The sequence below is a fragment of the Mesorhizobium kowhaii genome (genome assembly GCF_042431665.1).
GTDB lineage: Bacteria > Pseudomonadota > Alphaproteobacteria > Rhizobiales > Rhizobiaceae > Mesorhizobium > Mesorhizobium kowhaii.
In genome coordinates this window covers 1-1,768 of sequence record NZ_JBHLYT010000106.1, presented here as the reverse complement: position 1 = coordinate 1,768, position 1,768 = coordinate 1, and the positions used below count along the sequence as shown (strand labels likewise).

Here is a 1,768-nt window from a genome sequence, read left to right as displayed (position 1 = left end):
CGCAACCGGGCTTTGATAACGTGCAACTCGGCCTCGCTCATCGTGCCCTTGAGGCCCAGCAGAAGCCGGTCATTGAAGTTGGCCGGGTCGTACACGCCATCTTCGTCGAGGATGAGTGTGTCGGCCAAAGCGCAGATCTCCAGCAGCCGATGCCAGTCCGCATTGTTTCTGGCGAGGCGGGATACTTCCAGCCCCATGACGATCCCCGCGCGCCCCATGCCGACATCGGACACCAAGTGCTGGAAGCCTTCGCGCCACGCCGCTGAAGCGCCGGATTCGCCCTGGTCGCTGTCGATGACGGTGATCTGGTCGTCGCGCCATCCAAGCCCGATCGCGCGACCACGAAGATCGTATTGACGCTTGGTGCTTTCGACGTTCTCCATGACCTGTCGCATCGATGACTGTCGGATGTAGAGGTAGGCGCCACGCTCGAGATGATGCGATTGGACCTTGAGCTTTTCGTTCATGCTGTTCTCCGTTCAGGGGCCGCCATCACGATGGTGGCGAGCAAGTGGATGATTGTGCGTCGCTCGGACGTTTCGTCTGCGATCGGCAGCCTGGCGACTGGCGGCAAAGCCGCGGGTGGGGACCAGCCCGGCATACGCAAGATCGCGCTAACCCAGGCCCACATGCCGCGATGCAGAAGGATGGTAAGACCGCTGCGTGCCTCCAGAGGGAGCGCGGCGCCAAGCGTGGCGGCGCGCAGTATTTCGTATCGCTCCGTGGCGCGGGACTGCATCGCGCAATGCAATTGCGCACCGCCACTGATGGTTACACCGTTTTTTTTTCGCCGAGCGCACGCTCGATTGTTCTGGGGTGGACATCGAGTCCGAACTCTGTCCGCAGCCGGTTCGTCAGTTCGCGTGCCCGAATGGGCTCGCCCGGAACCACCTGGGCCCTGAGGAAGGCCAGCACTTCGCTCTGGATCTTGTGCGGGCCGTGCGGGCCGCGCTTCCTCGGTACTAGGCCGGCCAGACCCGCGTCCTCGAAGTCGGCTTTGGCCTGGTAGAAGGTCGGCCGGGAGACGCCATATTCGTCGGACACCTCCGTTACCGACATTTTGTCGACCGATACGCGCCGCAGCATCTCGTACTTCACCTGCACGATGTCGCGCGGATCGAAGAAGCCGTCCTCCCGGAACTTCTGATCGCCGATTTTTTCCGGGGCTGGATTGAGCGTGCCATCCTCGGCCAAAGCGCTGGCTTTCGATTGCCTGTGTTTGACGCTGTCCGACACCTGCGCCGCCCCCGATGCCGACTCAATTGACGTAATTATAAATATGCCGCGTATGGCTAAACCGTCAAGCGGAAATCTGTCAATCAATCGAGTATAATCTCTGCTAATACGACACATTCAGCGAAGCCCCCATGGGTTTTGCGGCGTTATTTTCCTTACAGCGTCGGCAAAATTTCCTTTACAATCTTTCGGCGTTGCGCATCTCCCTTGCGATATGAGGCGCTCTACGAGACCGCTGAGTTCCAGTAGGTCGGTGAGGCTGCACAGTGCGCGCCCGTTTCCCGCGACAACCTCAAGGCTGGGGCCTGCTGCATCGGTCCATTGCGGCGGAACAGAGCAAATCCGGCCATCGTCAAAGCGCAGCAGCAATAGCTTGCCCGCTCGGTTACCGCGCTTCCCAACGCAGGCACCTCGCTGCCCGGAATACGGATGAAAGGGGTGAGTCACCGTCACAAACTGCGACGGGGACGATGAACCGCTTGCATTTCCAAGTGAGTTACAAAAGGCTTGAGCGCGGCCGCTTCATCTGGCC

The 1,768-nt window shown here is 60.4% G+C and carries 3 protein-coding genes; all 3 read right to left on the bottom strand.

Annotation, left to right across the window (positions count from 1 at the left end; all coding sequences use genetic code 11):
- Positions 1-467, bottom strand: a 467-nt coding sequence (locus ACFFNA_RS35320) for a recombinase family protein (protein ID WP_378924522.1), incomplete at its 3' end; no start/stop codon positions are given.
- A gap of 304 nt (positions 468-771) precedes the next feature.
- Positions 772-1,194, bottom strand: a complete 423-nt coding sequence (locus ACFFNA_RS35315; protein WP_245331263.1) for a helix-turn-helix domain-containing protein — start codon at positions 1,192-1,194, stop codon at positions 772-774.
- A gap of 159 nt (positions 1,195-1,353) precedes the next feature.
- The gene (locus ACFFNA_RS35310) at positions 1,354-1,683 is read right to left on the bottom strand and encodes a DUF5372 family protein (RefSeq protein WP_378924520.1); all 330 of its coding nucleotides are present in this window, start codon (positions 1,681-1,683) and stop codon (positions 1,354-1,356) included.
- Between the last annotated feature and the right edge of the window lie 85 nt (positions 1,684-1,768).